Annotated in this window: 19 protein-coding genes and 3 pseudogenes; 17 read left to right on the forward strand and 5 right to left on the reverse strand. The window is 64.8% G+C overall.

Annotated elements, in window-relative coordinates; genetic code table 11:
• Positions 1–34 precede the first annotated feature (34 nt).
• Positions 35–1,000 (reverse strand): LysR family transcriptional regulator, encoded by a 966-nt coding sequence (locus OU800_RS08715; RefSeq protein WP_268182919.1) that lies wholly within the window; start codon positions 998–1,000, stop codon positions 35–37.
• A 102-nt stretch (positions 1,001–1,102) separates the two neighbouring features.
• Between OU800_RS08715 and OU800_RS08720 the strand changes: the two genes are divergently transcribed.
• The 3 genes and pseudogenes from OU800_RS08720 to OU800_RS24300 all read left to right on the forward strand — a co-directional run.
• Entirely contained in the window at positions 1,103–1,372 is a 270-nt protein-coding gene (locus OU800_RS08720; protein WP_268182922.1) for a DUF2798 domain-containing protein, read from the forward strand.
• 112 nt (positions 1,373–1,484) lie between these two features.
• A pseudogene (locus OU800_RS24295) lies at positions 1,485–2,591 on the forward strand (FIST signal transduction protein); the annotation flags it as partial.
• A 531-nt stretch (positions 2,592–3,122) separates the two neighbouring features.
• Positions 3,123–3,512: pseudogene (locus OU800_RS24300) on the forward strand (methyl-accepting chemotaxis protein); the annotation flags it as partial.
• 1,092 nt (positions 3,513–4,604) lie between these two features.
• Here OU800_RS24300 and OU800_RS24305 read toward each other — a convergent pair.
• From OU800_RS24305 to OU800_RS08735, 3 genes and pseudogenes are all read right to left on the reverse strand, one after another.
• Entirely contained in the window at positions 4,605–5,042 is a 438-nt protein-coding gene (locus OU800_RS24305) for a methyl-accepting chemotaxis protein (RefSeq protein ID WP_442447094.1), read from the reverse strand.
• 144 nt (positions 5,043–5,186) lie between these two features.
• A pseudogene (locus OU800_RS24310) lies at positions 5,187–5,915 on the reverse strand (PAS domain-containing protein); the annotation flags it as partial.
• Positions 5,916–6,106: 191 nt separating this feature from the next.
• Positions 6,107–6,964: a GNAT family N-acetyltransferase gene (locus OU800_RS08735; protein ID WP_268182929.1), complete on the reverse strand. Its 858-nt coding sequence runs from the start codon at positions 6,962–6,964 to the stop codon at positions 6,107–6,109.
• A 248-nt stretch (positions 6,965–7,212) separates the two neighbouring features.
• Here OU800_RS08735 and OU800_RS08740 point away from each other — a divergent pair, with 248 nt between their 5' ends.
• Positions 7,213–7,923, forward strand: a complete 711-nt coding sequence (locus tag OU800_RS08740) for a cupin domain-containing protein (RefSeq protein WP_268182932.1) — start codon at positions 7,213–7,215, stop codon at positions 7,921–7,923.
• 54 nt (positions 7,924–7,977) lie between these two features.
• Here the strand turns inward: OU800_RS08740 and OU800_RS08745 are convergent, their stop codons facing one another.
• Positions 7,978–9,303, reverse strand: coding sequence for an NAD(P)/FAD-dependent oxidoreductase (locus OU800_RS08745; RefSeq protein WP_268182935.1), 1,326 nt, complete (start codon positions 9,301–9,303; stop codon positions 7,978–7,980).
• A gap of 320 nt (positions 9,304–9,623) precedes the next feature.
• Here OU800_RS08745 and OU800_RS08750 point away from each other — a divergent pair, with 320 nt between their 5' ends.
• The 13 genes from OU800_RS08750 (at position 9,624) to argE (ending at position 26,276) form a co-directional block, all read left to right on the forward strand.
• Positions 9,624–10,841, forward strand: a complete 1,218-nt coding sequence (locus OU800_RS08750) for an ornithine cyclodeaminase family protein (RefSeq protein ID WP_268182937.1) — start codon at positions 9,624–9,626, stop codon at positions 10,839–10,841.
• A 37-nt stretch (positions 10,842–10,878) separates the two neighbouring features.
• Positions 10,879–11,850, forward strand: a complete 972-nt coding sequence (locus OU800_RS08755) for a threonine/serine dehydratase (RefSeq protein WP_268182939.1) — start codon at positions 10,879–10,881, stop codon at positions 11,848–11,850.
• Positions 11,851–12,037: 187 nt separating this feature from the next.
• Entirely contained in the window at positions 12,038–13,507 is a 1,470-nt protein-coding gene (locus OU800_RS08760; RefSeq protein ID WP_268182941.1) for an aldehyde dehydrogenase family protein, read from the forward strand.
• A gap of 288 nt (positions 13,508–13,795) precedes the next feature.
• Positions 13,796–14,464 (forward strand): haloacid dehalogenase type II, encoded by a 669-nt coding sequence (locus OU800_RS08765; protein WP_268182942.1) that lies wholly within the window; start codon positions 13,796–13,798, stop codon positions 14,462–14,464.
• A 114-nt stretch (positions 14,465–14,578) separates the two neighbouring features.
• A complete protein-coding gene (locus tag OU800_RS08770) occupies positions 14,579–16,336 on the forward strand; it encodes a dihydroxy-acid dehydratase (RefSeq protein ID WP_268182943.1) in 1,758 nt (585 codons plus the stop codon).
• Between the two features lie 9 nt (positions 16,337–16,345).
• On the forward strand, positions 16,346–17,272 hold the full coding sequence (locus tag OU800_RS08775; protein WP_268182945.1) for a 2-hydroxyacid dehydrogenase: 927 nt from the start codon (positions 16,346–16,348) through the stop codon (positions 17,270–17,272).
• Positions 17,273–17,624: 352 nt separating this feature from the next.
• Entirely contained in the window at positions 17,625–18,293 is a 669-nt protein-coding gene (locus OU800_RS08780) for a haloacid dehalogenase type II (RefSeq protein ID WP_268182947.1), read from the forward strand.
• Between the two features lie 39 nt (positions 18,294–18,332).
• Positions 18,333–19,607 carry an NAD(P)/FAD-dependent oxidoreductase gene (locus OU800_RS08785; RefSeq protein WP_268182950.1) on the forward strand — a complete coding sequence of 425 codons (1,275 nt, stop codon included), beginning with the start codon at positions 18,333–18,335 and terminating at the stop codon, positions 19,605–19,607.
• Between the two features lie 103 nt (positions 19,608–19,710).
• Entirely contained in the window at positions 19,711–21,357 is a 1,647-nt protein-coding gene (locus OU800_RS08790) for an ABC transporter substrate-binding protein (protein WP_268182952.1), read from the forward strand.
• Positions 21,358–21,432: 75 nt separating this feature from the next.
• Positions 21,433–22,386 (forward strand): ABC transporter permease, encoded by a 954-nt coding sequence (locus OU800_RS08795; protein WP_268182954.1) that lies wholly within the window; start codon positions 21,433–21,435, stop codon positions 22,384–22,386.
• Positions 22,383–23,288, forward strand: a complete 906-nt coding sequence (locus OU800_RS08800; RefSeq protein ID WP_268182956.1) for an ABC transporter permease — start codon at positions 22,383–22,385, stop codon at positions 23,286–23,288. The genes OU800_RS08795 and OU800_RS08800 overlap by 4 nt, the downstream gene beginning before the upstream one ends.
• A 1-nt stretch (position 23,289) precedes the next feature.
• Positions 23,290–25,122 (forward strand): ABC transporter ATP-binding protein, encoded by a 1,833-nt coding sequence (locus tag OU800_RS08805; RefSeq protein WP_268182959.1) that lies wholly within the window; start codon positions 23,290–23,292, stop codon positions 25,120–25,122.
• Positions 25,119–26,276, forward strand: a complete 1,158-nt coding sequence (gene argE / locus OU800_RS08810) for an acetylornithine deacetylase (RefSeq protein ID WP_268182961.1) — start codon at positions 25,119–25,121, stop codon at positions 26,274–26,276. Before OU800_RS08805 ends, argE begins: the two co-directional genes overlap by 4 nt.
• Positions 26,277–26,280: the final 4 nt, after the last annotated feature.

Here is a 26,280-nt window from a genome sequence, read left to right on the forward strand (position 1 = left end):
CTCTGCCTAGCCGTTTGCGCTGTGCTCTCGCCTGTCAGCTTGCTCCGCTACGTGGTTTGAGCTCGGCGGGCAGGTGTTGCTGCAGATAGTCCATGAACAGGCGCACCTTGGGCGTCAGCTCGTAGCGGTCGCGCACGCACAGGTAGTAATCCAATGGGGCACTGGTTGCCCGGCCATGCGTGGGGGTGGACGAGGAGAACAGCTCCAGCAGTTCGCCGCGGGCCAGGTAGGGATCGGCGACGAAGGACGCCAGCCGGGTGATGCCGCCGCCGGCCGCGGCGCATTGGGCGAGGGCGTCGATGTCGTTGCTGCTCATGCTGACGCGCACCTGGGGCTCGAAGTGCACGCCTTCGCGGGCGAAGCCCCAGCGCAGGAAGCGCCCATCGTAGGGGATGCGAAACAGCAGGCAGTCGTGATCGCGCAGTTCCTCTGGCTCGCTGGGGCGCCCGGCGCGCTGCAGATAGGACGGGGCTGCGCAGAAGCGTGTCTGCGCGGTGGCGATGCGCCGGGCCACCAGGCCGTCCTGTAGCTGCTGCTGGATATGAATGCTGAGATCCACGCCCTCCTGAATGTGGTCGACGCTGCCATCGGTGGTCAGCAGTTCGCAGCGAATGCGCGGATGGCGCGCCATGAAACCCGGAATCAGCGGGGCCAGTACGTGGCGGCCGAAGGCGGCACTGGCTGCGATGCGCAGCAGGCCGCGCGGTTCGTCCTGCAGATCGGCGACGGCGGCGCGGGCCAGTTCCAGCTCCTGCAGCGCGCCCTGCACGCGCTCGAAGTACGACGCACCGGCATCGGTGAGCGCCAGGCGGCGCGTGGTACGAGTCAGCAGGCGCACGCCCAGACTCTGCTCCAGGCGGGCGATGTTCTGGCTCGCGGCCGCCGCGCTGATGCCCAGCAGGCGTGCACCCGCGGCGATGCTGCCGCTCTCCACGGCCTTCACGAAGCTTTCCAGACCGCGCAGGGTATCCGTGCTTTTGCTTTCCAATGGGGTGGTCATTCGTAAGTTGAACTTGATATTCAACTTACCTGGCGGCCTCTACCGCCGCAATTGCCTTCGTCGCTAGAGTGCCAACACCCTCAACTAACCGGGAGTTTCAACATGTCAGATCTCAACCTCACGCCAGCCGCCACGCGTAGCTGGAAGTTGCCCGCCCGCGCCATGCCGGTGGCCTTCGCCTTCTTCATGTCGGGCATCATGGCCATGCTCATGTCGCTGGTGATCACCGCTGCCAACCGTGGCCTGGGCCAGGGTTACCTGCAGGCGGTGCTCGGTGCCTACAGCCTGGCGATGCCGGTGGCCTTCGTTTGCGTGATGCTGGTGCGGCCCATCGTGATCAGGCTGGTGAGCCTGACCGTGCGTGCGCCCTGAGAGCGCATATCGCCTGTTGGGCTGCGGCATTCTTACGCCAAAAGAACGAGAGCATTGGCTTCACTTTGCTACTAGTCTGAGAGTAATGATCAGCCCAACGAGAGAGGCGCCCATGGGTCTCTTCCAGCGTGAAAGATTCACCCAATCCTCGCAGGGGGCTGCCGTCCCCATCGGCTGCCGAGCGGCCGAACTTGCCGCCGCGCTGGCGGCGGTGCGGATACGCCCCAGCTTCATCACCGGCTATGTTTCCCCCCATCTGGATATCGAACGCATCGCACGGCAGATCACTGAACGCTTTCCCGGCGTGCCCCTGAGCCTGACCAGCAGCGCCGGCGAGCTGTGCGGTGGTGAAGGCCGTCTGTATTGCGACACCGGCGAGCAGTGGGATCGGGTGGTGCTGGCGGTGTTCGACAGCCGGGTGGTGGCCAGTGCCGAGGTGGTCAGCGTGCCGCTGGAAAGCCAGGACATCCGCGCGGGCGGGGCGCACATGCCGCTGCGCGAGCGCATCGCCAAACTGACCCGTTCTCTGCAGGCGCTGCAGGTGAAGACGCCGATCGATGCCCGCGACACCCTGGCCTACGTGCTGTTCGACGGCCTGTCGGCCTCCGAGTCGTTCTTCATGGAGGCGCTGTACGAGTCGGGGCGCTTCCCCTGTCTGTTCGTTGGTGGCTCGGCCGGGGGCAAGGGCGACTTTCGTCAGACCTTCCTGCACGACGGCCAGCGCCGTTACGAGAACCATGCCCTGGTGGTCTTTCTCAAGAGCGCGCCCAACGTGCGCTTCGGCGTGTTCAAGAGCCAGAATTTCGAGCCCACCTCCATCAGCCTGAGCGTGCTCACCGCCTCGCTCGAGGCGCGCAGCATCCGCCAGGTGGTCGATGCGCGCGGCAATATTCTCAGCATGGTCGCGGCCCTGTGCGCCGAGTTGCACTGCCAGCCACATGAGTTGGAGAGCAAGCTGGCCAATTATTCCTTCGCCATTCGCGTCGGCGGCGAGCTGTTCGTGCGCTCCATCGCGCGCATCGACCTGCAGCAGGAGGTGGTGCACCTGTTCTGCGACGTGTCGCCGGGCGAGGAGCTGGTATTGGTCAAGCGCACGCCATTGGTGGAGAGCACGCGGCGTGACTTCGAGCAGTTCCTGCGCGGCAAGGGTGGTACACCGCTGATCGGCCTGCTCAACGACTGCATCCTGCGCCGGCTGAACAACACGGCGGAGCTGAGGAGCATGGAAGGGGTATTCGGTCGGGTGCCGGTCATCGGCTTTTCCACCTTCGGTGAAATCCTTGGCCTGAACCTCAACCAGACGCTGACGGCGATCTTTTTCTTCCAGGTACCGCCGGGCACTGCGTTCAGCGACGACTACATCGATCGTTTCCCCATCCATTACGGCGAGTTCAAGGCCTTCTTCCTGCGCCGGCAGGTGAAGAAACTGGCTGGGCTCAGCCAGGTGGTGGTCAGTCAGATCGATGCGTTCAAACGCCATGACTACGGCATTTGCATCGACAGCGAGGGGCTCGACGAGCACATTCGCCCGGTGTTCGAGGGGCTCGCCGACCTGGGCCGGGTGCTGCAGGCGGCCGAGGCCCGGCAGCGCGAGATCGGTGAGCAGTTGCATCTGCATGCCCATGAGCTGCACCAGAGCATGGATGCGCTGACCGACAACATCGCGCGCCAGGGCGAGGTCACCGGGCAGGCCGAGGGTGTGGTGCGCAGCCTGACCGAGCAGGGCGCGTCGGTGGTGCGCAGCGCGGACGAGCTGGCGAGCTCCAGCCTGCGTATCCAATCCATCGTCCAGGTCATCCAGCAGATTGCCGGGCAGACCAACCTGTTGGCGCTCAATGCCGCCATCGAGGCCGCGCGCGCCGGGGAGATGGGTCGTGGTTTCGCCGTGGTCGCCGACGAGGTGCGCAACCTGGCGCAGATCACCCACAAGAACGCCGCCGAGATCGGCTCCGACGTCGATCAGCTATCCCAGGCCATCAGCGCGGTGTCCGGGCATATTCAGCAGCAGGTGAGCGAGGTCTCGGCGCTGGGCGGGATGATCGATTCGCTGCGTGATTCCGCGCAACTGACCAAGCAGACCTCGCTGCGTACGCGCGAGCTGGCCGATACCCTGACGGGGCTGACCGGCACTGTCGGGTGAGGCTGTCGTTTCCATCCGTAGGAGTCCGTTTCCCGGTTCCTACGGGAGCGAATTCATTGGCGATCAGGGCCGGGCACTGGGCTAAACCCAATTGCGAATAAAAGGATCATCGCATTTTCAGGGGGAATGCCTGGTTGACACCGGACTGGCAAGTTTGTGTGAGTGCTTGTTGCTTGTTCGGGTTCTTGTTCCGGATTGCCGCGTTTTTGTTGATGTTTCTGGTTTCGCCCTCCCGGGCGAGTCACTTTTGTAGGGCAAAAGTAACCAAAACCCTCCGCCCGGTCATCCGGCCCTCGCTACGCGAGGGTTCGCTCACTCCATCGCCGCTCCAGAGGCCCGCCGCGGTGGGCCATCCCTGGCCCATCGCGGCTCTCGCGACATCCATGTCGCTCAACCTCTTCCACGACGACTCCGTTCGCCCTCCTGGGCGGGCTCTGCACGCGCCTGAACCCTAGGTAACCCAGAATTAGCGTGGAGTGCTTGAACATGGGTCAGCCTTAGGGCTGACCGGGATGCCGGCTGCAAGCCGGCAAGCTGAAACTACACGAATGAAAGTATTGGTTTAACTCGACGACCCAATCGCGACTTCATCGCTACTAGAACACGCCGAGCAACCTATGGATTGCCCGTTCGTTCAGGCGCGTAAATGCCCCCTTCAGGAGGCCGAACGTAGGCATTGCGCAGGGGGCGAGTGGCATGGATGCCGCGAGATACCGATGGCGGCCCATGTACGCCGACCCCGGAGCGGTGCCGGAGTGAGGGGAGTCGAGCGCAGCGAGACCCGGATGGCGGGGGTGCGTTTCTTTTGCTTACTTTTCTTTGCGCAGTTCAAAGAAAAGTGAGTCGCCCGAGGGGGCGAAACAGGGAGTTTCTGAATACACCGAAGCGGCGTCCAGAACACATACCAGCACACAAACTTGCCAGTCCGGCGTCAAGACTGACTCTCCCGAGATTCCGCGAAGAGCTGAATTTATTCGCGATCAGGGGCGGGCACTGGGCCAAACCCAATCGCGAATAAAAGCTAGGCGCCCCCTTCGTTCCTGCAGGGTTTGGGCGCATGGCCCGCAGGCGCCGTTGTTCTGCAGCATCGCCTCACAGCTTGGTGGCGAAACTCTCCACGGCGGCGACCACGCGGCGTGCGCCATCCTGGATTTCCTCGATCACCTGGCCGGCCTGCTTGGACAGTTCCAGGCCCAGTTCGGCCTGGCTCTTGCCTCGGCCGATGATCTCCACGGCACGCTCGGCCAACTGCTGGTTCTGCCCGACCACCGAGGTGATCTCCACGGTGGCCGAGCTGGTGCGCGAGGCTAGCTGGCGCACTTCGTCGGCCACCACGGCGAACCCGCGCCCCTGATCGCCAGCACGTGCCGCCTCGATGGCGGCATTGAGCGCCAGCAGGTTGGTCTGATCGGCGATGCTGCTGATGTTCTTGACGATGGAGCCGATGAGCTGCGACTGCTTGTCCAGCGCCTCGATGCCCTGTGCCGCCTCCTGCATGCGCCCGGCCAGTTCGGCCATGGCGTCGAGCATCTGCTGCACCACCGAGGCTCCGTTGCGGGCGCTGGCATCGGTGCCCTTGGAGGTATCGAAGGCGATGCCGGCGGCCTGCGCCACCGCCTCTTCGCGCTGCACCTGGTCGGTGACCACCGTGGCGAACTTGACCACCTTGTACAGGCGGTCATGGGCATCGGTGATGGGGTTGTAGGAGGCCTCCAGCCAGACGTCGCGGCCATGGCTGTCGATGCGCTTGAAGCGGTCGACGACGAACTCGCCACGGCGCAGCTTTTCCCAGAACTGTTGATAGGCCGGCGAGTTGACCTCGCTGGCATCGCAGAACATGCGGTGATGCTTGCCCTTGATCTGCTCCAGGCTGTAGCCCATGGCGTCGAGGAAGCGCTGATTGGCGGTGAGCACTTCGCCGTCGAGGTTGAACTCGATCACGGCGGTGGAGCGCTGCAGTGCCTTGATCAGGTTCTCGTGCTCACGCGATGTTTCGATGGTGCGGGTCAAATCGCTGGCATAGAGGGAGAAGAAACGGATATTGCCGGCGCTGTTGCGCACCGGCTGCAGGATCGAGCGAAGCCAGGCTTCGCGGCCATTACCCCGTAGCAGGCGGATGACGCCGGCCAGGTGCTCGCCGCGCTCCAGCGCCCGACGCACGCGGTGATGGAAGTCGAGATTGCGCACATGTTCGGGGATCAACTCCAGCAAGGAGTGGCCCTGCAAGCGTTCGGCCGTGTAGTGCATGTCCTTGAGAAAGTTGGCATTGGCATGCTCGATTCGCCCCTGTGGGGTGAGAATGAGCCCAAGCATTTCGCCATCCAGGCTGGCGCGTACCTGCTCTACCGAGGACAGATTCTCGCGTAGCGCCTGTATCTCTTGCTGCAAGCGGTTGTTGAACATGAGGGTGATCTCGCTGAAATGTCCCTAGCCATTGCTTCGGCCATCCGAGATCTGAGTTTAGTCACTCCTGTCTAAATTTCCGTGGGGGAGGCCAGGAAATTTGCACGATAGTACCTGCCCTGGGATTTGGCTTGCGGCAATGGGGCCTGAGCCAGCGCTGAATGCCACAGGCTCGCAGGACAGGATCGTCTTCAGCCGATGGCCTGGGTGACCAGGGCGAACTGCTCGACTCCGCCACTGCTCTGGGGGGCATCGCCTTGGGCCATCTGCGCGACGCTGTCGACCTGGGCCAGGCCCTGATTGCCCAGCCAGTCACCCAGGCCGCAGTCCGCCGGGATGTCGAGGCGCACGAACTGGCCCGCCAGTTGCGCCAACAGGGTACTGATCAGGTACTGGGCCTGTTCCCGGTTCTGCGCCACCACCGGGCCAATGACCCGGCCACGACCGAACGGCCGCTGCATGGCGAAGGCGCAGGGTTGTCCGTCTCGCTCGAGGAGCAAGGTGCATTCCAGTACATCGTGCAGATCGTCCAGCACGCGGGTGCGATCCAGACCGCTGGCGGCATTGGCCAGGCTCAGCAATTCTGCCCAGTCGCGGTCGTCGGCCTGGCGGCAGGTGGTGCCGGCGGGCAGAGGTGGGCAGGGCAGCGGTGCCACCGTCCCCTGATGCTGGTGTACCCGACCGAATTCGACGAAGCCCAGGCTGATATACAGCGGCGTGCCTGCCAAGGTGGCGTTGAGCATGGCAGTGGCCGAGCCACAGGCCTGCAGGGTCAGCTCCATCAGTTTGCGGCCGATGCCCCGGCCCTGATAGGCGTCGCTGACGATGACCAGGCCGATGGTGGCGTAGTCGCCTTGCACGCAGGCGAAGGCGGTACCGACCAGACGCCCATCATCTTCGACGACCAAGCCTTCGGCGACGCGCTGCAGCATGGCCCAGTCTTCCAGGCGGTGCGGCCATTTGAGTTCGAGCGACAGGGCATGGGCCGCTGGCACGTCGGCGGCGGTCATCGGACGGTAGACGAGGGCAGGGGGCTGCGCAGCAGGCATGATGGCTCTCCGAAGTGGTGCCGCACGCGGTCACGGTGCGGTCGCTGGCGCCTGTATCCCATCTGTGGCCAGGTCTGACAATAGGCATCGGACATTTCGGTGGATTGCATCGGTTTGCCAGGCAAAGGCCGCAGCTAATGCTCGCGCGGGGGGCCAAGTCCGCAGCAAATTGCGCCTGTTTTTACCTAGCATGGAGGGCCTTGCCAGGCCATTTCTGGCATACCTGCGCCCTCGATTGGAGAACTCCGATGTCACATCCCAACGCCCTGTTGCTGGCACTGGCCGATGGCCGTCCCGCCGCTGATTTTACTCATGCCGCCCTTGGCTCCAGCGATCCTTTCGACGGCATGCGCCAGGTCGCTTATCGCAGCGATGACGGTCTGAGTGTCGGTATCGTCCAGGGGGCCGGCGAGCACCGGGTCGAGCACTATCCGCATGTCGAGATGTTGGTGGTGCACGCCGGGCATCTCAGCGTGCAGGACGAGCAGCACAGCCTCGAACTGGGCGTGGGTGACAGCTTGGTAATCGGTCGTGGCACGGCGTTGCGCATCCAGGCCTCGGCCGACAGCCTGTGGGCCTTCTGCGCCTACCAGCAGGCCAGTGCCGAGACCAGGCCGGGGCTGACGCCGTTGCAGGCCTACGCCCCGCTCAACCCGTCGCAGCCACCGGAGGCGCAGATCCTGCTGAGCCAGGCGCCGCAATGCCGCTCGCACAATGCCTATGCCGACGCGGCCAGCAACCTGCTGATCGGCGTGTGGGACTCCACGCCCTACGCCCGTCGCAGCCGCCCGCACAAGGTGCATGAGCTGATGCACCTGATCGAAGGCAGCGTCACCCTGACCCTCGAAGACGGCGCGCAGTTGAGGGTCAATTCCGGCGACACCGTATTCGTGGCGCAGGGCACGCCCTGTGCCTGGACCAGCACGGGCTATGTGCGCAAGCTTTACGTGGTCAAGTGAGGCGTTAGCGCTTGAAGCCCTCTCCCTGCCAGGGAGAGGGCGCTTCGGTGCGGTTCAGAACTCCGACACCTTGCCCCAGGCGCTCTTGTTCAGGCGCGCCAGGTTGTACTGGCGGTGGTCGACGAAGGGCGTTTGCCCTTGTGCCAGTTCGGCGATCAGACGGCCGGCGCCGGGGCCGATGCCGAAGCCATGGCCGGAGAAGCCAGCGGCGAGGATGAAGCCTGGCAGGTTCTGCGCCTCGTCGATCACCGGCACGCCGTCCGGGGTGCTGTCGATGTAACCGGCCCAGCCGGCCTGCATGGGCACGCTGCCCAGCGCTGGCAGCAGACGGCGAGCGCGGGCGAGGGTATCGCGCAGGATGGCTTCCGATGGGCGTGGATCGAGGATGCGCACGCGCTCCATTGGCGTCGGTTTGTCCAGTGCCCACTTGCGCCAGGTTTCGTGGCCGGACAGCCAGCCCTGCAGGTCGCCCGGCGAGAGCATCTGCCAACGTTTGGCGAACATCGGCACGAAGTAGCTGGCGAAGCGCAGTTGTTGCGGCGTCGGGTCGACGCAGGCGCGCCCGGAAATGGCCAGGGTGTAGCCGCCATCGCCACGCCGGGTGACGGTCACCTCGCTGGTATGCAGGGCATCGGGAATGCCCTGCACGCCGGGCATCACCGAGAGGATGCTGGAGCGTATCGAGGCCTGTGGAAAGCGAATGCCCAGTTGCGCGCAGAAGGACGACGCCCAGGCGCCGCCGGCCATCACCACCTGGCGTGTCTTGATCACGCCGTGTTCGGTAATCACCGCGCTGACACGCCCGGCCTCGGTTTCCACCCCGCGTGCGGCGCAGAACTGATGCACCGTGCCGCCATGCTTGAGCACGCCCTTGGCGATCAGCGGCGCGGCACGGGACGGGTCGGCGATGCCGTCGGAGGGGGAGAACACGCCGCCAAGCCAGGGTTTGCCGGTGGCGGCACCGCGTTGCGTGGCCTCGGCGCTACTGAGCATATGGGTGGTCACCCCCTGGGTGATGGCGAAGTCGCGCCACTTGGCCCAGCCATCCAGTTCGGCCTGGTTGTCGGAAAGATAGAACAGCCCGCAACGGCGAAAGCCCAGGTCTTCGCCCAGCTCGGCGCTGATTTCTTCCCACAGCTCGAGGCTCTTGGTCGACAGCGGCAGCTCGCGGGCATCGCGATTCTGCTGGCGGCACCAGCCCCAGTTGCGGCTGGACTGTTCGGCGCCGATGCGGCCCTTTTCCAGCAGGGCGACCTTGAGGCCATCGCGGGCCAGGAAATAGGCCGTGCAGACGCCGATGATGCCGCCGCCGATGACCACGATATCGGCGCTATCGGGCAATTGTGCCGTGGACTGCATGGTGATCAAGGGAGCCGGCATGTTGTTTCTCCTGGCCTGCAAGAGCGAAAGGGTTAAGGGGGATGCTGGATTGTCGTCCCTTGAACAGGGCGTTGGACAGCGTCAGCGGCACTGCCATTGTGCCGCTTATGGTAGGCAGCTCGACCCGATGCAGGCTGTCGTATTGATCCTGTGCAATCGCAGAATCAGGTGTTTTCGCCGGTGCGCTCGGAAGTTTATGCTGCGGCGCCTGTCATGGCCCTCATGAGTTTTTCTGCCTTGCCTGTTCTGCCCGGCGTGCTGATGGCTGACCGATGCCGGCGCACCTCGCTCCAACGACATGCATTCGAGCCGCTTCACGCATGCCGTGCAGGCAATCGCTGCATGGGCAGGGCGCAGCGTCAGCTTTCGTCAACGGTGGCAAAAACAAGCGGAAGTTGCGCCTTGAGCCAATATCCGAAATTTTCTGCGGAGCGCCCGACGGCATACTGATTCGAGGCAAGCCGGCACTGCCCGTGAGCAGTGCCCTTTTTACCTGGCTGCCGGTTGATGGACGGTTGTCCAGGTCAGTCAGTAGTGAGGTCGTGCAGATGAAAACCCTGCTGCTCAACAAAGCAGAAGTCGGCAGCTTGATCACCATGCAGGAAGTCATTGGCACGGTGGAGGAGGCCTACAAGGCCTTCAGCGCCGGGCAGGTGGTGCAACCGGATTACATCGGCATCCACCTGTCGGCACCTCGCGGTGAGATCGACTTCAAGGTCGGTTACTGCACGAGCAATGAGATCATCTCGATGAAAGCCTCGTCCGGTGGTTTTCTCGATAACCCGAGCACACACGGCGTACCCAACGGCATGGGCTCCGTTCTGTTGTTCGATGCCCGCAGTTGCGCGCTGATCTGCGTGATGGACGGCAGCCTGCTCACCGGCCTCAGAACGGGGGCCTCGGGGGCTGTTTCGGTCAAGGCACTGGCGCGTGCGAACGCCACGAAGGTCACTTGCATCGGCACTGGCAATCAGGCACGCATGCAGATTCGCGCCATCAGCCTGGTCAGACCCATCGAAGTGATCCATGCCTGGAGCAGAACCCCCGAAACGCGCGAGCGCTTCAAGGCGGATATCGAAGGCGAACTCGGTATTCCGGTGATCCTGGCCGACTCGAAGAAGGAGGCGGTCGAGCAGGCCGATATCCTCATCACCACTACCCGCGGCAAGGGCCCGTTGGTGCAAGCGAGCTGGGTGAAGCCCGGCACCCATATCGTCGCCATCGGCACGGACATGAAAGGCAAGCAGGAATTCGAGCCCGAGATATTCCGCCACGCCAAGATCGTCAACGACTCGATCGCACAGTGCATCGACAAAGGGGAAACCTGGCATGCGCTGAACGAGAGGGTCATCGGCCTTGACGATATTCACGGCGAACTCGGCGAGATACTGCTGGGCACGAAACCAGGGCGGCAGAGCGATGAGGAGATCACCCTCTTCGACTCCACCGGCATGGCCATACAGGACAACACCACCGCCGAGAAAATCTATCGCAACGCGCTGGAAAAACAGATCGGAACCTTCTTCGGCTTTCTTTGAGTGCGGGATCTTTCGGTAACAGGACAGAGGACATGACATGCTCGACCATCCCACCATCGCGGACATTCTAGAGGCCCGAAAACGGCTCGCACCGCATATCCGGCATACGCCCTTGTTGCGCGCCGAGAAGATAGAAAAGGCTGTCGCTTGCCAGCTCTACCTGAAGCCCGAAACCTTGCAGATCACCGGCGCCTTCAAGATTCGCGGCGCGTTGAACAAGACGCTCTCGCTGCCGCGAGAGACGATCGCCAACGGCATCATCGCCACCTCGTCCGGTAACCATGCCCAGGGGCTTGCCTACGCCGCCCGCATGCTGGGAGTGAAAGCCATTCTGGTGCTGCCGGTAACCACCCCGAAGATCAAGATCGCCAACACCCAGGCGCTCGGTGCCGAGGTCATCCTCTTCGATGGCGACACTGCCGCGCGCTGGAAGCGGGTATACGAAATCGCCGAGGAAAACGGCTACATGCCCGTCCATGCCTTCGAGGATCCGCTGGTGATGGCCGGCCAGGGCACCATCGGTTGCGAGATTCTGGAAGACCTGCAGGACGTGGACACCGTAATCGTTCCCATGGGCGGCGGCGGCCTGATTTCCGGCATCGCCACCGCCATCAAGGAAACCCGAGCGTCGGTGCGGGTCGTCGGTGCCGAGCCGGCATTGACTCCCAAGTACTACCACAGCCGCCTGAACAAGCAGCGCACCACGCTGCCCTTGCTCAACACCATTGCCGACGGCTTGCGCATCAGTGTGCCGGGGCAAAACCCTTACCCGATCATCGAACGTTATGTCGACGAGATCGTCCTGGTCGAGGACGAGCACATCGTCCAGGGCATGCGCGCCCTGGCCAAGGACGCCAAGCTGATCGCCGAACCCGCCGCCTCCATCGGCATTGGCGCGCTGCTGGCCGGTACGCTGAAGGTTCGCCCGGATGAAAAGGTCTGTGTGGTCCTGACCGGCGGCAACTGGGATCTGTGTGACCTGGCCGAGGTCTACCAGGATCGCGGCTAGCATGATCGCCAGGACATGGGCCTTGCACCTTGCGGTCGATTACATCGGGCCAGGCCTGAAAGTCCGCAGCTAATGCTTGGGCACGGCCGCAAGTCCGCAGCATGTATCGGGCAATGTTTTCTAGGATGGAGGTCTGGCTATGCCAGGCGCCGCGCAGGTGTCCTGGCGCTCTTACCTGGAGTCCTTTATGAACAGCTTCGACCCGAACGGTGTGTCCGTGCGCAGTGCCCATTTCATTGGCGGCCGTTACCGCAACGGCCTGCCGGGGCTGGAAGTGTCGCGCCCCTCCGATGGCCAACCCTACGCGCAACTGCCCATCGCCGATGCGGCGCTGGTGGACGAGGCGGTGGAGAACGCCTGGCAGGCGTTCCGCCAGAGTGACTGGGCCAGCCGCCCACCACGTGAGCGCTGCCGTGTGCTGCGCCGCTGGGCCGACCTGATCGAGGCCGATGCCGCGACCCTGGCGCCGCTGGAGGCGGTCGGCTCGACCCGTCCGCACAAGGATGTACTGGCCTGGGACATCCCCTATGTGGCCGAGGTGCTGCGCTTTTTCGCCGAGCTGGCCGACAAGCACGGCGGCCAGGTGGCGGCCACCCAGCATGACCGCCTGGGCATGCAGATCGCCGAGCCTTACGGGGTGATCGGTGCCATCGCGCCGTGGAATTTCCCGTTGAGCATGGCCAACTGGAAGGTGGCGCCGGCCCTGGCGGCGGGCAACGCGGTGGTGCTCAAGCCCTCGGAACTCACCCCGTTCTCCATCCTGCGCTACGCCGAGCTGGGGGTGCAGGCGGGCCTGCCGCCAGGCATCTTCAACGTGGTGCAGGGCGACGGGCGCCTGACCGGCGATGCCCTGTGCCGCCACCCGCGCATCAGCAAGGTGACCTTCACCGGCTCCACGGCCACCGGCTCCAGCATCATGTCGACCTGCGCCAAGTACGGCCCCAAGCCGGTAACCCTGGAGCTGGGCGGCAAGAGCCCGCAACTGGTGTTCGCCGATATTGCCGATTTGCCCAAGACCGCGCGTAGCGTGGCCATGGCCGTCACCGGCAACGCCGGCCAGGTGTGCGTATCGGGCTCGCGGCTGATCATCGAGCGCAGCATTCTCGAACCTTTCGTCGAATGCCTGCAGCAGCATTTCCGCGAGTTGCGCCCTGGCCCGACCTGGTCGGCGCAGACCAGCCTGGCGCCGATCATTTCCCGGCAGCAGGCCGAGCGTATCGACGCCATCGTGCAGCGCTCGCGTCAGGCCGGTGCCGAGGTGCTCGCAGGTGGCGGGAGCATCGACGGCCTTGGCGGCGCCTATTATCAGCCCACCTTGCTCGGCGTGACGGCCAGCGACAACCCGGCCGTGCTGGAAGAGATCTTCGGCCCGGTGCTGACCATCCAGACCTTCGATGACGAGCAGCAGGCCCTGCAACTGGCCGAGCACCCCACCTACGGGTTGGCAGCGGGCGTGCACACCGCCGACCTCAACCGCGCCCTGCGCCTGATTCGTGGCCTGGAGGTGGGCACGGTGTGGGTCAACCGTTACGGGCGCAGCGACGACCACATTCTGCCCACCGGCGGCTACAAGCGTTCCGGCATCGGCAAGGATCTGGGCAGCGAGGCCTTCACGGCCAACCTGCGGCACAAGAGCGTGCTCATCGACATCGGTTGATTGTGCTGCGTTATCCCCCCAACGGGCGCCCTGCGAGGCGCCCGTTTTGCCTTGTTTGGCCCCCCAGGGGCGCATGCTCGCTGGCTTTGCTCGCTTTCGGGGCGCTCCGCAAAGTCTGCTGGCCCTGGCCTGAAAAACGGCCTTTTTGTGTCGATGCGTGCCTGCTTTTAACCTCATCTGCCGAGGGCCTGGTGCTGTAATGATCGGGCAGTTCAGCACGACGTCTGTGTTCCCGAGCGGAGTCGATGTCGACTGCACCATCCCCCAACAAGACTTCAGGACTGCGCCATGAGTTTTCTTCGCCCCAAGTACATCACCTTCGACTGCTACGGCACCTTGACCAACTTCCAGATGGGCCCGCTGACCCGCGAGCTGTTCGCTGACCGCGTCGCGCCTGAGCAGATGGATCAGTTCGTCAGGGATTTCGCTGCCTACCGCCTGGATCAGGTGATGGGTGACTGGCGGCCCTATGATGAAATTCTCGATACCGCGATCTCCCGCGTGTGCAAGCGCTGGGGCGTGGAATATCGTGGTGAGGGGCGGCTTTACTACAACGCCGTGCCGACCTGGGGCCCGCATGCCGACGTGACCGCCGGCCTGGCGAAGATCGCCGACAAGATTCCGCTGGTGATCATCTCCAACGCCATGGACGAGCAGATCATGTCCAACGTCGACAAGCTGGGCGTGCCCTTCCACAAGGTCTACACCGCGCAGCAGGCGCAGGCCTACAAGCCGCGCCTGCAAGCCTTCGAGTTCCTGCTCGACAACCTGGGCTGCGGGCCGCAAGACCTGCTGCACGTGTCCTCCAGCTTCCGCTACGACCTGATGCCGGCCGAAGACATGAAGATCAAGCACAAGGCCTTCGTCGCCCGCGGTCACGAGCAGCCGGGTAACGCCTGCTACAACTACCGGCAGATCACCGATATCGGCGGGTTGCCCGGCCTGGTCGGCCTTTGACTTGCAAGCCTCGCACAGCCTCGGCAAGTGGCGGTGCGAGGCGCTGCCGTATCCCTGGCAGCTTGCCACGCTGCCTCGACGAATTCTCCGAACCCAAGCCTGCAAGGTGATCTGATGAGCGATAACGAAACAAAAGAGGGTAGGCCGCTACGCAGCGCACGCTGGTTTCGCAAGGATGACCTGCCGGGTTTCGTGCATCGCTCGACCTTGTCGGCCGCCGGCTGGAGCCGCGAAGACCTGATGACGCGGCCGGTCGTCGGCATCCTCAACACCTGGTCCGATATCAATCCGTGCAACCTCAATCTGCGCACCCTTGCCGAAGAGGTGCGGGTCGGGATTCTCGAGGCGGGAGGGATCCCGTTCGAGGTGCCGCTGATGTCGATCAGCGAGAACATCATCAAGCCGAGCTCCTTCCCGTTTCGCAACCTGCTGGCCATGGAAGCCGAAGAGACCATTCGCGGCTATCCCTTCGATGCGCTGGTGCTGCTCGGCGGCTGTGACAAGACGCAGCCGGCCCTGCTGATGGGGGCCGCCAGCGCAGGCGTGCCGTTCATCTTCCTGGCCAGCGGCCCGGCTACCCCCCGCTCGGCGACTGGCGGCAATCTGGCCAATGCCACCGGGGTCTGGCGCCTGGTTGACCAACTGCGTGCCGGCGAACTCTCCGACGGCGAGTTCGCCGCGTTCGAGCGCAGCGTGATGGGCACGGCCGGCCACTGCGCGGAAATGGGTACCGCTTCCTCGATGGCGGTGATCTGCGAAGCCCTGGGCGTATCGCTGCCTAGCAGCAGCCTGGTGCCGGCGGTCGACCGCGGCCGACAGCAGATCGCCCGCGAGGTGGGCCGTCGTAGCGTGCGCATGGCCGCCGATGGCAGCCCCTGCCCGAGCGAGGTGCTCGATGCGCGCGCCTTCGACAATGCCATCACCCTGCTGTGCGCGGTGGGCGGCTCGACCAACGTCATCATTCACCTGCTGGCGCTCGCCGGCCGCGTCGGCGTGCCGCTGAGCCTGGAGCGCTTCGACGAGATCGCCAGGCGTGTGCCGTTGATCGCCAACGTCCAGCCCGCCGGCGAACACCTGACCGAGCGGCTGATGGCCGCCGGTGGCGTACCGGCCCTGCTCAAGACCCTCGCGCCCTTGCTGCACCTCGATGCGCGCACCGTCGACGGGCGCACCCTCGGCGAGATTATCGACACGGCGCAGGTGTTCGACAGCGATGTGATCCGCCCGCTGGACAAACCGGTCAAGCCTGGCGAGACCATGGTCGTGGTCAAGGGCAACCTGGCCCCGGATGGGGCGGTGATGAAGACCTGTGCGGCCGATCCCAAGCTGTTCCGTCACCGCGGCCCGGCGGTGGTGTTCGAGGACGTGCAAACGATTGCCGACCAGATCGATAACCCCGAACTCGGCATCGACAAGAACAGCGTGCTGATCCTGCGCAATGCCGGCCCGGTGGGCGCGGCGATGCCGGAGTGGGGCATGCTGCCCCTGCCGCGTCATCTGATGGAGCGCGGTGTGCGCGACATGCTGCGCATCTCCGATGCGCGCATGAGCGGCACGGCCTATGGTGCCGCCGTGCTCCACGTTTCACCCGAGGCGGCGGTCGGCGGGCCGCTGGCCCTGGTGCGTAACGGCGACATCATCGAACTCGACGTCGCCGAGCGGCGACTGCAGCTTTGTGTCGAAGAGGAGGAACTGGAACGTCGGCGCCAGGCCTGGCAACCGCCGCTGTCACGCCATGTGCGTGGCTATCGCAACCTGTACAACCAACATATCGAGCAGGCTCATCTGGGCTGCGATTTCGATTTTCTCCGTGGCGCCAACGAGGAAACCCTGCCTGAAGGGCTTTTCGATGGCTGGGTAGGGGGCTGGTAGGACTTCACCATGAGCATTCTTTATCGATCCGATGCCGCACGCGCCCCTGCCTGGGCGCGCTACTTCGCCGAACACGCCCCGGATCTCGACTTCCGGGTCTGGCCCGATGCCGGCGACCTCGACGAGGTCGAATACCTGATTGCCTGGCAGGCGCCAGCGGATTTCATCGCCCAACTGCCGCGGCTGAAGGTGTTCTTCTCCTCGGGGGCGGGCGTCGATCATGTCGATTTCTCCGCTATCCCCAGGCAGGTTCCCATCGTCAGGATGGTCGAGCCAGGGATCATCGACGGCATGGTGGAGTATGTGTCGCTCTGCGTGCTGGCCCTGCACCGCGACTTCTTCGACTATGTGCAGGCGAAGCAGTCGCGCACCTGGAATCCGCTCGAAGTGTCACCTGCCTCGGCTCGCACCATCGGCGTGATGGGCATGGGCTCGCTCGGCAGCGCCGTTCTACAGCGCCTGGCGAGCTACGGCTTCGACCTGCGTGGCTGGAACCGCTCGCCGCGTGAGCTGTCGGGCGTGGAGAGTTTCGCCGGCGCAGAGCAGTTGCAGCCCTTTCTCGCCGGCTGCGATGTGCTGATCTGCCTGTTGCCGCTCACCCCGGCCACCCGGGGCATCCTGAACCGCGAAGTGTTTTCCCTGCTGCCTGCCGGCGCGGCGCTGATCAATGTCGGGCGTGGCCAGCACCTGGTCGAGGCGGATCTGCTCGAGGCGCTGGATGCCGGGCGCCTATCGCGTGCCATTCTCGATGTGACCGAGCCTGAGCCCTTGCCTGCGGAGCATCCATTCTGGGGCCATCCGCGGGTCTTTCTGACCCCCCATGTGGCGAGCATGACCCAGCCCGAATCGGCTGCGCCGATCCTGCTGGCGAACATTCGTCGACATCAACGGGGCGAGCCACTCGTGGATGCCATCGACCGTTCTCGCGGTTATTGAGGCGAGCGGCCCCATGGCGCTGCCGCGATGCGCCAGGGGCACTACGCAGGCATGGCAGCGGGCGCTCCCTGGGGCGCCCGTTGTGCATTCAGGCCAGGCGCATTTTCTGCGGCCGCAGCCCCTGAGAGGGTTTTGCCAGGGAGGGGGGAGCGCCCCGCGAGGGTGCGTCAGGCCTGCCGTTGCCCAGTCGTGGAGCGCCCCGCAAAGTCTGCTGGGGGTGGTGGGCAAAACGGTGGTTTATGTCGGTTGGCTCGTGCTTTTAACGTCATCTGCTGGTTTCACGGTGCTGTAATGAAGCCGTGGTGCTGCGACCTATCGTCGCTTTCATCAACGAACTTCCAGGATTGCCCACATGAGTTTTCTTCGCCCCAAGTACATCACCTTCGACTGCTACGGCACCTTGACCAACTTCCAGATGGGCCCGCTGACCCGCGAGCTGTTCGCTGACCGCGTCGCGCCTGAGCAGATGGATCAGTTCGTCAGGGATTTCGCTGCCTACCGCCTGGATCAGGTGATGGGTGACTGGCGGCCCTATGATGAAATTCTCGATACCGCGATCTCCCGCGTGTGCAAGCGCTGGGGCGTGGAATATCGTGGCGAGGGACGGCTCTACTACAACGCCGTGCCGACCTGGGGCCCGCATGCCGACGTGACCGCCGGCCTGGCGAAGATCGCCGACAAGATTCCGCTGGTGATCATCTCCAACGCCATGGACGAGCAGATCATGTCCAACGTCGACAAGCTGGGCGTGCCCTTCCACAAGGTCTACACCGCGCAGCAGGCGCAGGCCTACAAGCCGCGCCTGCAAGCCTTCGAGTACCTGCTCGACAACCTGGGCTGCGGGCCGCAAGACCTGCTGCACGTGTCCTCCAGCTTCCGCTATGACCTGATGCCGGCCGAAGACATGAAGATCAAGCACAAGGCCTTCGTCGCCCGCGGTCACGAGCAGCCGGGTAACGCCTGCTACAACTACCGGCAGATCACCGATATCGGCGGGTTGCCCGGCCTGGTCGGGCTCTGAGCCGCAACCGTCACTTTTACACGGGATAAGGGGTTAGCCATGCGCAGTGAGTCCTATTGGCTCGATACCGCACCGGCGTTCACCGGCGCTCAGACCGGCGCACTGCCGGCACGCGTCGATGTTGCCGTGGTCGGCGGCGGTTTCACCGGGCTGTCGGCGGCCCGTGCGCTGGCCCTGAAAGGGGCGAGCGTGGCGGTACTGGAGGCCGGCCGGGTGGTCGGCGAGGCCTCCGGGCGTAATGGCGGGCATTGCAATACCGGGGTGGCCCAGGACTACGCCAGCCTGGTCGCCAGCCTCGGCGCCGAGCGGGCCCGCGCTTATTACCGGGCCTATGAAAGTGCGGTGCAGAGCGTGGTGACCTTGGTGGAGGCGGAAGGCATCGCTTGCGACCTCAAGCGCAGCGGCAAGCTCAAGCTGGCTGCCAAGCCCCAGCACTACGATGGCCTGGCGCGCACCTGCGAGCTGATCCGCCGCGAGGTCGACGCCGAGGTGGAGCTGTTGTCCGCCGAACAGGCCCGAGCCGAAGTCGACTCGGCCGAGTTCCACGGCGGCCTGCTGCAGCGCAACGGTGTGCAGATGCATGTCGGCCGCTTCGGTGTTGGTCTGGCCGAAGCGGCGGCGCGCCACGGTGCGCTGATCTACCAGCAGACCACCCTGCAGGGCTGGAAGGCCGAGGCCGGTGGCTATCGGCTCGAAACCAGTGGCGGCAGCCTGCAGGCCGGCCAGGTGCTGATGGCGACCGGCGCCAGCCAGCACGGCGGGCTGGGTTGGTACCGGCGGCGGATCGTGCCGGTGGGCAGTTTCATCGTGGCCACCGAGGTATTGCCCCAGGCGCTGCTCGATCAGCTATTGCCGCAACGGCGTTCGTACGTCACCAGCCGCATGATCGGCAACTACTTCCGGGTGACCCCGGACAACCGCCTGCTGTTCGGTGGCCGGGCGCGCTTCGCCATGTCCGGAGGCAGCTCCGATGCCAAGAGCGGCAAGATCCTGCAGGCGGCGATGGCGCAAATGTTCCCGCCGTTGGCCCAGGTGAAAATCGACTATTGCTGGGGCGGTTTGGTGGATATGACCTCCGACCGCCTGCCACGCGCCGGCCAGCATGGCGGCGTGTATCACGCCATGGGCTACAGCGGCCATGGTGTGCAGATGTCGGTGCACATGGGCCAGGCGATGGCCGAGGTGATGGACGGCAAGGCCGAGGCCAACCCTTGGGGCGATCTGGATTGGCCGGCGATTCCCGGGCATTTCGGCAAGCCCTGGTTCCTCCCGGTGGTGGGGGTCTACTACCGCCTTCAGGACTACTTGCATTGAGCGTGTGACAAGAAAAGCAGTGGCACCACCGTCGTTTGCGTTACCCGGTCGCTCCGCTTAGCCGTGAGCATTCGAGCCTTCCATTTTCGACAGGTAGAACGATATGTCTGACAACAAGAACATCCCCGACACTCAACTGATCAGCGGCGAGCAGAGTCAGCGCATTTTCGAGGGGCTCAACCGGGGCATGTCGCGCCGTGACGCCCTGCGCATGCTGGGCCTGGCCGGTATCGCCGCGGCTGGCGCGGGTAGCCTGTTCGGCCCGGCAGGCCAGGTGCTGGCCGCTGGCGCCAGCGCAGGCAGCGTCAAGGGCAAACGTGGTGGGCGCATCAAGGTGGCCAGCGCCACCAGCTCCACCGCCGACACCCTCGACCCGGCCAAGGGCTCGAACTACACCGATTACTGTCGGCACAACATGTTCTACAACGGCCTGACCTCGCTGGACGAGCAACTGGTACCGCGCATGGCCCTGGCCGAGTCGTTCGACACCAGCGATGCCTTGTCCTGGAACATCAAGCTGCGCAAGGACATCCTGTTCCACGATGGCAAGCCGATGACCTCGGCCGACGTGGTCTACTCGCTGACCCGGCACAAGCTGCCGCAGGTGGGCTCCAAGGCGCTGAGCATCGCCCAGCAGTTCGAGGAGGTGAAGGCCAACGGCCCGCACGAGGTGCAGGTGCGCCTGATCAGCCCCAATGCCGACCTGCCGGCGGTGCTCGGCACCACGCATTTTCTCATCGTGCGGGACGGCACCACCGACTTCACCACCGCCAACGGCACCGGGCCGTTCACCTGTGCCGAGTTCCAGCCGGGCGTGCGCTCCATCGCCAAGCGCAATGACAACTACTGGAAGCCGGGCCTGCCGTATCTCGACGAGATCGAGTTCTTCTCCATCCCCGATGAGTCGGCACGGATCAGCGCGTTGCTGGCCGGCGACGTGGATCTGATCAACCCGGTCAGCCCGCGCTCGGTTTCGCGCCTCGAGGGCAATGCCAACGTGGCGCTGATGGAGTCGCCCACTGGCGGCTACACCAACCTGGTGATGCGCGATGAGCTGGGCCCGGTGCAGAACCCGGATTTCGTTCTGGCCATGAAGTACCTGCTCGATCGCAAGCAGATCAACCGCGTGGCCTTTCGTGGCTACGGCAGGATCGCCAACGACCAGCCGATCGCCGCCAACAGCCGCTATTACTCCGCCGATGTCCCGCAGCGCGCGTTCGACCTGGACAAGGCCAAGTTTCACCTCCAGAAGTCCGGCATGGCCGGGCGCTCCTTGCCGCTGGTGGCGTCGGAGGCTGCTACCGGCTCGCTGGACATCGCCCAGCTCCTGCAGCTCTCCGGCCAGCAGATCGGCCTCAAGCTGGATATCAAACGGGTTCCAGCCGATGGCTACTGGTCCAATCACTGGATGAAGCACCCGCTGGGTTTCGGTGCCATCGGGGCGCGTCCGACCGCCGATCTGTTGTTCAGCCTCTTCTTCCAGTCCGATGCTGTGATGAACGAGTCGGGTTGGAAGAACGAGCGCTTCGATCAGTTGCTGCTCGCCGCGCGCGGGGAAACCGACGACGCCAAGCGCAAACAGATGTACGGTGAGATGCAGGCGCTGGTGCATGAGCACTGTGGGGTCGGCATCTCCCAGTTCAACAGCAGCCTCGATGGCCGTAATGCCAAGCTCAAGGGACTGGTGCCTCACCCACTGGGTGGGCTGATGGGCTACATGTTCGCCGAGTACGCCTGGTTGGATGCCTGAAGCGCAGCGCCGATAAGCACGGCGCCGCCGGCACGGTAAGGCAGGCGGCGACCCTATAACAAGAGGGGCTTGAATATGAACGGCACCATTGCGCGCCTTGTGGTGGGACGTCTGGGGATTGGCGTGATCACCTTGTTGATCGTCTCGCTGGTGGTATTTTTCCTCACCAGTTTGTTGCCCGGCGACGCCGTGCAGGAAATGCTCGGCCAGGAGGCCACCCCTGAAGCGGTGGCGGCCATGCGGGCGCAGCTTGGTCTGGATCAGCCGATCTACCTGCGCTACCTGCACTGGCTCGGCGGACTGCTCAGTGGCAGCCCTGGGGTATCGATGGTCAATGGCATGCCGGTGGGCGATCTGATCGCCAGCCGCCTGCCCAACACCCTGAGCCTGGCGGCAATCACCGCGCTGGTGTCGGTGCCGATAGCGCTGAGCATCGGCATTCTCTCGGCGATGTACCGTGGCTCGAAGTTTGACCGCTACAGCAACATGCTGACGGTGTTCGCGGTGTCCGTGCCGGAGTTTCTCATCGCCACCATCGCCGTGCTGATCTTCGCCGTGAAGCTGGGCTGGCTGTCGGCCTTGTCGCGCAGTGTCGAGGTGCACAGCTTCGGCGAGCTGTTGCGCGTCTATGCCATGCCAGTGCTGACCCTGTGCTGCGTGCTGATCGCCCAGATGGCGCGCATGACCCGCGCGGCGGTGGTCGATCAGCTCAGTTCGCCCTACGTGGAAATGGCCGTGCTCAAGGGCGCCCGGCCGATCCGCGTGGTGCTGCGCCACGCACTGCCCAACGCCATCGGGCCGATCGCCAATGCGGTGGCGTTGAGCCTGTCGTACCTGCTCGGCGGCGTGGTCATCGTCGAGTCGATCTTCAACTATCCGGGGATCGCGACGCTGATCGTCAATGGCGTGATCACCCGCGACATGCCCTTGGTGCAGGCCTGCGTGATGCTGTTCTGCCTGGGCTTCCTGACGCTGGTGCTGCTGGCCGACCTCTGTGCCATCCTGTCCAACCCGAGGCTGCGCAAATGAAAACGGACACCGTATCCACACGAGCGAGCGCCGCGCTGCGCGATATTCCCCTCGAGGCTCCGCTGCCCGCCGTGGCGCCGCGCAAGCGTCGTCTGAAGCTGTCCGGTGCCGGCATCGTCGGTTTGCTGCTGGTGTCGTTCTGGGCCGTGATGGCGGTGGCTGGCCCCTGGCTGGCACCGCACGACCCCAACGCTCTGGTCAGCGATGACTTCTTCGGCCCGCTGAGCCTGCAATTCCCGCTGGGCAGCGATTACCTGGGCCGCGACATGCTCAGCCGCCTGCTGCAGGGCGCGCCATACACCATCGGCGTGGCCCTGCTGGCCACCGTGCTGGCCTGCTCCGCCGGCGTACTGCTGGCGCTGGTGGCGGCGGCCTCCGGAGGCTGGCTGGATGCCCTGATCAGCCGCACCCAGGATGCCCTGATCGCCATTCCCAACAAGATCTTCGCCCTGTTGATGGTGGCTTCGTTCGGCTCCTCGGTGCCGTTGTTGCTGCTGATGGCGGCTTTCGCCTACATGCCCGGCTCGTTCCGTATCGCCCGTGCCGTGGCGGTGAACCTGATGGCCATGGACTTCGTGCGGGTCGCGCGTACCCGCGGTGAGGGCATGGCCTACATCATCTTCATCGAGGTGCTGCCGAACATGCTGCGCCCGGTGTTCACCGATTTCGGCCTGCGTTTCGTCTACGTGGTGCTGTTGCTCAGTGCCATGAGCTTCCTCGGCCTGGGCATCCAGCCGCCGGATGCCGACTGGGGTTCGCTGGTGCGCGAGAACATTCAGGGTCTGGGCCAGGGCGCCCCGGCCGTACTGGCCCCGGCGCTGGCCATCGCCAGCCTGACCATGGGCGTCAACCTGCTGATCGACAGCCTCGGCGGACGAACCCAGCGCGGCACGGAGAAGTGACATGAAGCAGATCGTCAAGGTAAGTGGCTTGCAGGTGGCCGCCCGCAATGACCAGGGCATCGACGTACCGATCGTGCAGGGGGCCGAATTCAGCCTGAACAAGGGCGAGGTGCTGGCGCTGATCGGTGAGTCCGGCTCGGGCAAGAGCACCATCGCCCTGTCACTGATGGGCTATGCCCGCGCCGGTTGCCGCATCGTCGGTGGCTCGGTGCGCATCGGCGAGGTCGATGTGCTGCAGCTCTCCAACAGCGAGCTGGCCAAGTTGCGCGGGCGCACCGTGGCCTATATCGCGCAGAGCGCGGCAGCGGCCTTCAACCCCTCGAAGACCATCATGGCGCAGGTGATCGAAGGCGCCCTGATCCATGGCCTGCTGTCACGCAAGCAGGCGCAGGACAAAGCCGTCGAGCTGTTCCGCGCCCTGGCCTTGCCGGAACCCGAGCGTATCGGCGCGCGTTATCCGCACCAGGTCTCGGGCGGGCAGTTGCAACGTCTGATGGCGGCCATGGCGCTGATCACCGACCCAGCCCTGGTGATCCTCGACGAGCCGACCACGGCGCTGGACGTGACCACCCAGATCGAAGTGCTGCGCGCCTTCAAGCAGGTGGTGCGCGAGCGCGATACCACCGCCATCTACGTGTCCCACGATCTGGCCGTGGTGGCGCAGATGGCCGACCGCATCATCGTGCTGCGTGATGGCCAGATTCAGGAGCACAACAGCACCGAACAGATCCTGCGCGAGCCGCAACATCCCTATACGCGCAGCCTGCTGGCGGCGATGAAGCCAACGGTGCAGGGCGGCGTCAGCGATCATCAGGTCACTCCGGAGGAGGAGGGCCTGCTGCTCGACGTGCGTGGCCTGGAAATCTGCTACGGCATCAAGAAGGTGCTGCACCAGGTCGACCTCAAGGTGCGGCGTGGCGAGGCAGTGGGGGTGATCGGCGAGTCCGGTTCGGGCAAGACCACCCTGGCCCAGGCCATCGCCGGCCTGGTCGAACCCTCGGCCGGGCAGATCCTGCTCGATGCTCAGCCGCTGAGCCGCTCTCTGGATGGGCGCAGCCGCGAGCAGTTCCGGCGCATCCAGTACGTGTTCCAGAATGCCGACACGGCGCTCAACCCGCAGCACAGCATCGAAGACATCCTGGCCCGGCCACTGCGCTTCTACCACGGCATGAAGGGCGCGCAGCAGCAGCGGCGCATGGCCGAATTGCTGGAGCTGGTGCAGTTGCCGGCCGGCATCGCCCAGCGCCGCCCCAGCGAGCTGTCCGGTGGCCAGAAGCAACGCATCAACCTGGCACGGGCGCTGGCCGCCGAGCCGGATCTGATCCTCTGTGACGAAGTCACCTCGGCGCTGGATACCGTGGTCGGCGCGGCGATTCTCGAACTGTTGCGCGACCTGCGCCGCGAGCTGGGCTTGTCCTACCTGTTCATCAGCCACGACATCTCCACGGTGCGCGCGCTGTGCGACGACATCGTGGTGATGTACAGCGGCCACAAGGTGGAGGCCGGTGATCAGCAGGCCTTCGCCCAGGCGCCGTTTCACCCTTACACCGACCTGCTGATCAACTCGGTACCGGAGCTGCGCCAGGGCTGGCTGGAAAATTGCGGCGCCAGCTACGGCGCCTTGCCCGTGATCAGCGAGCCGGCCGTGGGCGCCAGGCTGTGCCCCTTCCTCGATCGTTGTTCGGTGCGTGTCGAGGGGCTGTGCAACCGCCGCGAGCCGCCGCGTGTCCTCATCGCCGGTGGCAGCGAGGTGCTCTGTCACCGCAGCAGCGCCGAACTGCAGCAGGCGCAGCAGGTGCGCTGCGAGCGCAAGCTTCTGGAAGCCTACGCATGAGAGCCCGGGCACTGGAGATCTGCAAACGTCTGATCGCCTTCGACAGCGTTTCCTCGGAGTCCAACCTGGCGCTGATCGACTATGTGCGCGAGCTGCTGGCGAGCCGGGGCATCGAGTCGCTGATCGTCAAGGACGAGAGCGGACGCAAGGCCAACCTGTTCGCCAGCGTCGGCCCGCGTGAGGTGCCGGGCATCCTGCTGTCCGGGCACACCGACGTGGTGCCGGCGGCCGGCCAGGCCTGGACGCTGCCGGCCTTCGCGCTGACGCAGCGCGACGGGCGCCTGTATGGCCGCGGCAGTTGCGACATGAAGGGCTTCATCGCCCTGGCCATCGACGCCATGCTGAACGCGGCCGATGGCCCCCTGAATCGCCCATTGCAACTGGCCCTGTCCCATGACGAGGAAATCGGCTGCGTTGGCGTGCGCCGGCTGCTCGACGTGCTGCACCTGGCGCCGGTTCGGCCGATGTTGTGCATCGTCGGTGAGCCGACACGCATGCAGTTCGTCCTCGGCCACAAGGGCAAGGGCTCCTACCGCGCCCTGTGTCGTGGCCAGGAGGCGCATTCCTCGCTGGCGCCGCGTTCGGCCAATGCCATTCACCTGGCCTGCGACTTCATCGCCACGCTGCGCGAGGGCCAGCGGCGTTTGCAACAGCAGGGCGCGCACGACGCCGCCTACGACGTGCCCTATAGCACCGTGCATGTCGGCCAGATCGCCGGCGGCAAGGCACTGAACATCGTGCCCAACCTGTGCAGCCTGGATTTCGAGGTGCGCAACCTGCCGGCCGATGACCTCGACGGCTTCATCGAGCAGATGCGTGAGCAGGCCGAGGCCATTGCCGCCGAGGCCAAGCGCCTGTCCAGCGTGGCGACCATCGAGATCGAGACGTTGAACGTCTACCCCGGCCTCGACACCCACCCCAGTGTGGAAGCCGTGCGCTTTCTGCAAGCGTTCGCCGAGCCGGGTACGGGCACTGCCAAGGTGTCGTTCGGCACCGAGGGTGGTCTGTTCACCCAGCGCCTGGACGTGCCGGTGGTGGTCTGCGGGCCGGGCTCCATCGAACAGGCGCACAAGCCCGACGAGTTCGTCGAGCTGAGCCAGATGGACGCTGGCGAGCGCTTTCTCGACGGCCTGCTGGGCTCGTTGCGTAGCTGACACG

The sequence above is a fragment of the Pseudomonas sp. GOM7 genome (assembly GCF_026723825.1).
In the GTDB taxonomy this organism is placed as follows: domain Bacteria; phylum Pseudomonadota; class Gammaproteobacteria; order Pseudomonadales; family Pseudomonadaceae; genus Aquipseudomonas.

Excerpts from the sequence above, each read along its gene's own strand:
- OU800_RS08715 (WP_268182919.1), bottom strand. The coding sequence starts at position 1,000 with ATGACCACCCCATTGGAAAGCAAAAGCACGGATACCCTGCGCGGTCTG.
- OU800_RS08720 (WP_268182922.1), top strand. The coding sequence starts at position 1,103 with ATGTCAGATCTCAACCTCACGCCAGCCGCCACGCGTAGCTGGAAGTTG.
- OU800_RS24305 (WP_442447094.1), bottom strand. The coding sequence starts at position 5,042 with ATGCTCGACGCCATGGCCGAACTGGCCGGGCGCATGCAGGAGGCGGCA.
- OU800_RS08735 (WP_268182929.1), bottom strand. The coding sequence starts at position 6,964 with ATGCCTGCTGCGCAGCCCCCTGCCCTCGTCTACCGTCCGATGACCGCC.
- OU800_RS08740 (WP_268182932.1), top strand. The coding sequence starts at position 7,213 with ATGTCACATCCCAACGCCCTGTTGCTGGCACTGGCCGATGGCCGTCCC.
- OU800_RS08745 (WP_268182935.1), bottom strand. The coding sequence starts at position 9,303 with ATGCCGGCTCCCTTGATCACCATGCAGTCCACGGCACAATTGCCCGAT.
- OU800_RS08750 (WP_268182937.1), top strand. The coding sequence starts at position 9,624 with ATGCCGTGCAGGCAATCGCTGCATGGGCAGGGCGCAGCGTCAGCTTTC.
- OU800_RS08755 (WP_268182939.1), top strand. The coding sequence starts at position 10,879 with ATGCTCGACCATCCCACCATCGCGGACATTCTAGAGGCCCGAAAACGG.
- OU800_RS08760 (WP_268182941.1), top strand. The coding sequence starts at position 12,038 with ATGAACAGCTTCGACCCGAACGGTGTGTCCGTGCGCAGTGCCCATTTC.
- OU800_RS08765 (WP_268182942.1), top strand. The coding sequence starts at position 13,796 with ATGAGTTTTCTTCGCCCCAAGTACATCACCTTCGACTGCTACGGCACC.
- OU800_RS08770 (WP_268182943.1), top strand. The coding sequence starts at position 14,579 with ATGAGCGATAACGAAACAAAAGAGGGTAGGCCGCTACGCAGCGCACGC.
- OU800_RS08775 (WP_268182945.1), top strand. The coding sequence starts at position 16,346 with ATGAGCATTCTTTATCGATCCGATGCCGCACGCGCCCCTGCCTGGGCG.
- OU800_RS08780 (WP_268182947.1), top strand. The coding sequence starts at position 17,625 with ATGAGTTTTCTTCGCCCCAAGTACATCACCTTCGACTGCTACGGCACC.
- OU800_RS08785 (WP_268182950.1), top strand. The coding sequence starts at position 18,333 with ATGCGCAGTGAGTCCTATTGGCTCGATACCGCACCGGCGTTCACCGGC.
- OU800_RS08790 (WP_268182952.1), top strand. The coding sequence starts at position 19,711 with ATGTCTGACAACAAGAACATCCCCGACACTCAACTGATCAGCGGCGAG.
- OU800_RS08795 (WP_268182954.1), top strand. The coding sequence starts at position 21,433 with ATGAACGGCACCATTGCGCGCCTTGTGGTGGGACGTCTGGGGATTGGC.
- OU800_RS08800 (WP_268182956.1), top strand. The coding sequence starts at position 22,383 with ATGAAAACGGACACCGTATCCACACGAGCGAGCGCCGCGCTGCGCGAT.
- OU800_RS08805 (WP_268182959.1), top strand. The coding sequence starts at position 23,290 with ATGAAGCAGATCGTCAAGGTAAGTGGCTTGCAGGTGGCCGCCCGCAAT.
- argE (WP_268182961.1), top strand. The coding sequence starts at position 25,119 with ATGAGAGCCCGGGCACTGGAGATCTGCAAACGTCTGATCGCCTTCGAC.